Origin of the sequence: Streptococcus sp. 27098_8_73 (genome assembly GCF_041432495.1) — a bacterium.
Classification (GTDB): domain Bacteria; phylum Bacillota; class Bacilli; order Lactobacillales; family Streptococcaceae; genus Streptococcus.
Genome location: NZ_JAPVZT010000006.1, coordinates 159,679 through 166,226 on the forward strand (window position 1 = coordinate 159,679; position 6,548 = coordinate 166,226).

Here is a 6,548-nt window from a genome sequence, read left to right on the forward strand (position 1 = left end):
CTTCATTTTAAAATTTAAAGCGTCCTAGACGCAGAGCATTGGCCACAACTGACACTGAGCTTAAGCTCATGGCCAGACCAGCCAACATAGGATTGAGCAAGGGGCCGCCAAAAAGATGCAGCAGACCCATAGCAATCGGGATGCCTAGTGTATTGTAGGCAAAAGCCCAGAAGAGATTTTCTTTGATATTGCGGATGGTCGCCTGGCTGAGCTTGATAGCCTTGACTACATCCTGCAAATCACTATGCATGAGCACTACATCTGCGGACTCAATAGCTACATCAGCGCCTGATCCGATGGCAATTCCAACATCTGCCTGAACCAAAGCTGGTGCATCATTGATACCGTCTCCGACCATGGCTAGTTTTTTGCCAGCTTCCTGCAAGTCCTTGATAGCAGCGGCCTTACCATCTGGCAATACTCCTGCGATAACTTTTTGGATTCCAGCTTTCTGGGCAATAGCCATCGCGGTTTCTTCACGATCTCCTGTCAGCATGATAACTTCCAGCCCCATAGACTGGAGCTCCTGCACAGCCGACAGGCTGCTGGATTTCATCTCATCTGCTACCGCTAAAATACCAGCCAGGTGTCCATCTATTGCGACAAACATGGCTGTTTTTCCTTCCTGAGATAGCTCTAACAACTGTTCCTGAAAAGAACTGCTATCAATGTGCTCTTCTTTCATCAAAGACTCATTTCCCACCAGAAGCCGTCTGTCCTCAACCTGAGCTAACAAACCTCGTCCAACCATAGCCTCAAAATGACTGACAGGCAGCAAGTCAAGTTCCTCCTCTTCAGCTGCTTCTAAGATAGCCTGAGCCAAAGGATGCTCAGAATGCTGCTCAGCACTGGCTATTAGCTGCAACAAGTCAGAGCGATTAAAAGCACCTAAAGGTAACAAATCCGTCAGACTGGGCTTACCAACCGTAATCGTCCCAGTCTTATCCAGAACAATAGTATCCAGCTGATAAGCCGCTTCCAAAGCCTGACCAGACTTAATCAAAATTCCATTTTCAGCCCCTTTGCCAGTCCCAACCATGATGGCTGTCGGAGTGGCTAATCCCAGCGCACAGGGGCAGGCAATGACCAGAACTGCGATAAAGATTGACAGAGAAAAGCTAAGACTCTCACCAGCTAGAAAATACCAGCCAAGCGCGGAAAAAGTAGCCAAGCTCAGCACGATTGGGACAAAATAAAGCGAAATCTTATCGGCCAAAGCCGCTATCGGTGCCTTAGACCCCTGCGCTTCCTCCACCAATCTGACAATCTGAGCTAAGGTCGTATCCGAACCCACCCTAGTTGCTTGATAGTCAATGCTACCATTTTGATTGATTGTTGCACTGGTAATGGTATCACCGATCTTCTTTTCAATCGGGACACTTTCACCAGTCATCATGGACTCATCCACAAAGGTCTGTCCCTCCGTCACAAGGCCATCTACCGGCATACGCTCCCCTGGCTTGATACGGATAATGTCTCCAACTCGGATGTCCTCTGTATCAATGGTCACAGCCTCACCATAGCGAATCACTGTCGCCTGACTAGGCACTAGCTCAAGCAGAGACTGAATTGCCTGAGACGTTCGACCCTTTGCTGAACTTTCCAGATATTTACCCAGAAGAACTAAGCTAATAATTACTGCAACCGACTCAAAGTAAAGCTGATGAACAAAGGCATGATGACCTAGAAAAACCTGACTGACCGAGTAGAGACTGTAGAAAAATGCTGCACTGGTTCCCACCGCAATCAAACTATCCATATTAGGATGTCGCTTGATAAGATTGCGAAATCCTCTCTGATAGAAGCCGCGCCCGATCCACACAGCAGGCAGAGTCAAAAGCAGTTGTGAAAGAACGAAGACCAAGGGATGCTTCATATGGTCCAAGAAGCTAGGCAAGGGAAGACCAATCATACTTCCCATAGAGATATAAAGCAAGGGCAGAGCTGTAAATAAAAGAATCAGTAGCTCTTTTTTCTTTCTTCGTAATATTTGCGCTCTAGCTACAGCCTCTTCGTTTACGTCAGACGGCTTGTTTTTCCCTTTTTCTTCAGCTTGATAACCGGCCTCGGCTACAGCATCCAGCACTTGCTGGCTATCAAATCCCGCCTTAGGCAGCAAACTGAGACGTTCTGTCGCCAGATTGACACTGACATCCTCGACCGTTTCTAAGTCCTTGACCGCCATCTCCACCGTCATAGCACAGGCAGCACAGGTCATGCCTGAGAGCTTGTATTCTTTCTTCTCGCTCATCAATGTGTCTCCTTTCCGTGCCCGCAACGACACTGACCTTGAGGGCAGTGGCATTTGATTTCTAGCGGAGCCGAAGCTCTTTTCTTATCAATGACTTGGCTGAGCCGCTCCAAGTCCCCTTGACTGAACTGACTTCTCTCAATCATCGAAATCAAAAGATCTCCATGTTTAGTATTACAGATATTGTCAAAAAGAGCCTGCCAAGTACTTTCCAGATGGTCCGCTTCTAAAATCCGAGCATTGTAGTAAAATTTACCTTCTATTTTTTCCATAGCGATAAATTCTTTGGTTTTCAGACGATTCAAAAGGGTCTTGATGGTTGCCGGTTTCCAGGAAAAATCGGCTTCCAACCGCGCTATAATCTCTGTACTGCGACTGTGTGGATACGCCCATAGCACACGCATCACTTGCCATTCTGCTTGGCTCATATTTTGCTGTTCCATTGTTTAACACTTCCTTGATATTTACATTTGTAATCCAGTTCTATATTAGTTTACATCTGTAATCGAAAATTGTCAAGCCTTTTTATCGTCACTTCCTCATCTATAAAAAAGAAGGCGGGATAGTCCCGTCTTCTTACTTTATTCTATTAGTGCGCCAACATCTCTTGGGCAATTTCTTGACCGGTCAACTTACTTGGATAATAGGTTGGCCAGTTTTCCAGCTCATTAAAGAGCGCTTCCTGGCTCTCACCACCATAGAAGATATGGAAGTGAGCTGCCTTGGTCGGTGCAATGTTGTGGTCGCTAAACTGAACATATTTGTACTCCCCAGCATCCGCATCTGTCGCTTCAAACATAAAGCGAACTCCACGATTTCCCTTAGAGTAAGTCAGTGTGTGCTTACCAACGTATTTATACGTATATTTCTTGGATTTTCCATCTACCACAAATTCCATGGTCTTGTCTGTGATATTGATATTGGAAACATCCGTCTTGTAGCCCTTGTCATAGTAGTCCTTGTATTCAGCTGCCGTCATTTTGCCAGTCAGCTTAGCCTTGTAGTCAAAGACCTGGTCCAAGGTGCCGTCTTTCAGATAAGGATATACAGACTGCCACTCGCCAGCATAGTCAGACAAAGTTCGATCCTTGACGGCGCTGTCTTCAAAGTAGCCATTTTGAACTATCTTAGTATCCTCTTCTTTCTCAGCCGTAATCTCTGCTCCCTCTTGGTCCGTCGTTTTCTTGAGAGCCTTTAGATTAGCCTGCATGATCGAAATATAGTCTGACCCGTCCTTGGTCTGCTTTTCTGTCAAGCTTTCCAGCGGATTCAATACATCAAGCTCTACTCCTGTTTCCTTAGCCAAAGTAGAAGCCAAAGCCTGGGAAGCATTTTCTTCGAAGTAGATATACTTGATTTTATTTTTCTTGATGTACTCGGTCAATTCAGCCAAGCGTGAAGCGGATGGTTCACTGTCTGGTGAAAGTCCAGAAATTGGTACCTGTTTCAAGCCATAGTCCAATGCCAAATAGTTAAAGGCAGCGTGCTGAGTGACGAAGCTCTTTTGCTTGGCATTAGTCAAACCATTTTCAAACTCCTTATCCAAGGCTTCTAGCTTCTTGATATAAGCCGCTGCATTTTTCTCAAAGGCAGCTTTCTTGTTAGGATAGGCCTTGCTCAGACTATCTCGAATATGCTCCACCATTTTAATAGCCCGCTTTGGAGACAGCCAAACATGGGGGTCGTATTCATGATGGTGTCCCTCTTCCCCATGGTCATGGTCTTCTTCCTCTTCACCACCAGGCAGCAAAAGCATATTTCCAGTCGCTTTGATAACCTTTTCTTCCTTATTTTTCAAGGTTTTTAGCAAATCAGGAACCCAAGTCTCCATATTTTCATTTTCATAGACAAAGGCATCTGCATCCTGAATGGTAGCAACTGCCTTAGCTGAAGGCTCATAATCATGCGGCTCTGTACCAGCCCCGATTAGAAGTTCCACATTGGCCTCATCTCCAGCAACCTGCTTAGTAAACTCGTAAACCGGATAAAAAGTCGTGACAATACTGAGCTTGCCATCTGCATTTTTTTGATTGGAACAAGCTACCAAGAAAATACTCAGTAAACCTGCTAATAGTAAACCAATTTTTTTCATTTTATGCTCCTATTTCATAAATTTTTTGACCAGATTGACCAGCAAGAACAAGCTGACGAAGATAATCGTAATGCTGGCGCTTGCTGGCGTTTCTGCATAGTAAGAAATATAAAGTCCGGCAATCATACCAAAGAAGCCGATGACATTTGCCAGCAAAATAACCGACTTGAAATTTTTCCCAATCCGCAGGGCAATACTAGCCGGCAGGACCATAATGGTCGAGACCAGCAAGGCTCCCGCAGCTGGAATCATGAGGGCAATCGCAACACCCGTCACAATATTAAAGAGAATAGACATAGTCCGCACAGGCAGCCCATCCACAAAGGCCGTATCCTCATCAAAGGTCAAGATATACATAGGCCGAATGAAGAGGAAAGTCAAGACAAGCACCACAGCAGCAATGACAAAGAGAGAAATCACCTGCTCCCTACTGATAGTCACAATCGAGCCAAATAGATACTGATCCAAACTCATCGAGCTTGAACTCTTACCCTTACTCATAACAATCAAGGAAACCGCTAATCCCGTTGACATGAGAATAGCTGTACCGATTTCCATGAAATTCTTATAGATAGTCCGCAGGTACTCCAAAAATACTGCTGCAATGATAACCACCACTACCGTTGTGAAGGTCGGTGACAAACCTAGAACCAAACCAAAAGCTACACCTGCCAATGAAACGTGACTGAGCGTGTCACTCATGAGGCTCTGCCGACGTAAAATAAGGAAAGTACCTAAAATAGGTGAGAAGAGGCTCATGGCAATAACTGCTAAAAAGGCTCGCTGCATAAAATCATAGGAAAATAGATTAAGCATGACTCACCTCCAGTCCGCTATCACTTTCATGCACATTGAAGCAGCGCCAAGGTGAGTCCTGATTCCGAACTAAATGAATGTTGCGATCAGCATATTTGCGAACTTCCTCCGGATCGTGTGTAATCATCAAGACCGCTTTTCCATGCTTGTGAGCACTATGATGCATAAGCTTGTAAAATTCATCCTTGCTGCCTGCATCCATCCCAGTTGTCGGCTCATCAAGGACAAAAATATCCGGATCCGAAGCAAACATACGAGCAATCACAGCCCGCTGCTTTTGACCACCAGAGAGAGAACCAATCCTCTTGTCCCGATGTTCCCACATTCCAACCGACTCCAAACTAGCCTTGATATGCTCCTCATCGTGTTCATCCAAACGACGAAACCAACCCTTACGCGGATAACGTCCCGACTTGACAAACTCATATACAGTACTAGGAAAACCAGCATTAAAACTAGCAATTTGCTGAGGTAGGTAAGCAATCCGCAATTTCTTGCCTCGCACATTGGTCTTGGAAATCTTCACTTCCCCATACTTAGGCTGCAAAATACCCAAACTAGCCTTGATAAGCGTCGTCTTAGCAGCCCCATTCTCCCCTGTCAAGGTTACGAACTCGCCACTATCCAAAAAGTAATGAATATGCTCTAACACAGGTTCCTTGTCATAGTAAAAGGACAGATTTTCCACTGTGATATATCTCATTTCCCAATTTCTCCAATCAAACCATCCAAAAACTTCACAATCACTTCTTGCTCATCAGAAGAAAATTTGTCTGCCAATCTCTGGTAAGTATCCAAAGTATGAACATGATGATGTTGATGCTCTTCTGCAATCGGTCGTGCCAAATCAGTCAATCGGTAAAAAGTCACACGAGCATCCTTCTTATCCTTGAATGTTTCCAACATCTTTTGCTCCACCAAAGACTTAACAGCTTTAGTTACAGCAGCCTGACTAACATTCAGCCTTTTAGCTAGATCAGAATTCGTCAAAGACTCCTGAGACAAGAGCATTAAAATATGTTCCTGCGTGTTCGTTAGCCGCACATCGCTCGTACAAGAACCAACCAAAATTTCATGTTGATTCTCAGCTGTCAATATAACCTCATTCAAAAAATGATTAATTTTTTCTGCTAAATGCCCCATTCTTCGCTTCCTTTCTTAACCAGTTGAAACTTTACCGGTTAATTATACCACAAAAAAGAAAAGAGTCAAGCTCCAACTATAGTAACACTCTGATTCTAAAACAATGCAAAAGCATCGATAGAGAGGAAGAAAAAAGAGCTAACTGCTCTTTTCTCATATACTCATTTACTCCGCCAGTAGGACTCGAACCTACGACATCATGATTAACAGTCATGCGCTACTACCAACTGAGCTATGGCGGATAAT

Annotated in this window: 6 protein-coding genes and 1 tRNA gene; all 7 read right to left on the minus strand. The window is 44.6% G+C overall.

Annotated features, from left to right (window positions below; genetic code table 11):
• Window positions 1–7: 7 nt before the first annotated feature.
• The 7 genes from O3651_RS05980 to O3651_RS06010 all read right to left on the minus strand — a co-directional run bounded on the left by O3651_RS05980 (window position 8) and on the right by O3651_RS06010 (window position 6,544).
• Window positions 8–2,251 carry a heavy metal translocating P-type ATPase gene (locus O3651_RS05980; protein ID WP_371609882.1) on the minus strand — a complete coding sequence of 748 codons (2,244 nt, stop codon included), beginning with the start codon at window positions 2,249–2,251 and terminating at the stop codon, window positions 8–10.
• On the minus strand, window positions 2,251–2,694 hold the full coding sequence (locus O3651_RS05985; RefSeq protein WP_045498194.1) for a CopY/TcrY family copper transport repressor: 444 nt from the start codon (window positions 2,692–2,694) through the stop codon (window positions 2,251–2,253). Before O3651_RS05985 ends, O3651_RS05980 begins: the two co-directional genes overlap by 1 nt.
• A 146-nt stretch (window positions 2,695–2,840) precedes the next feature.
• Entirely contained in the window at window positions 2,841–4,343 is a 1,503-nt protein-coding gene (locus O3651_RS05990) for a zinc ABC transporter substrate-binding protein AdcA (protein ID WP_371609883.1), read from the minus strand.
• A 9-nt stretch (window positions 4,344–4,352) separates the two neighbouring features.
• Complete coding sequence (locus O3651_RS05995) at window positions 4,353–5,159, minus strand: metal ABC transporter permease (protein ID WP_061423435.1); 807 nt, start codon at window positions 5,157–5,159, stop codon at window positions 4,353–4,355.
• A complete protein-coding gene (locus O3651_RS06000; RefSeq protein ID WP_371609884.1) occupies window positions 5,152–5,862 on the minus strand; it encodes a metal ABC transporter ATP-binding protein in 711 nt (236 codons plus the stop codon). Before O3651_RS06000 ends, O3651_RS05995 begins: the two co-directional genes overlap by 8 nt.
• Window positions 5,859–6,302: a zinc-dependent MarR family transcriptional regulator gene (locus O3651_RS06005; protein WP_187421823.1), complete on the minus strand. Its 444-nt coding sequence runs from the start codon at window positions 6,300–6,302 to the stop codon at window positions 5,859–5,861. Before O3651_RS06005 ends, O3651_RS06000 begins: the two co-directional genes overlap by 4 nt.
• A 168-nt stretch (window positions 6,303–6,470) precedes the next feature.
• A tRNA-Asn gene (locus tag O3651_RS06010) sits at window positions 6,471–6,544 on the minus strand.
• Between the last annotated feature and the right edge of the window lie 4 nt (window positions 6,545–6,548).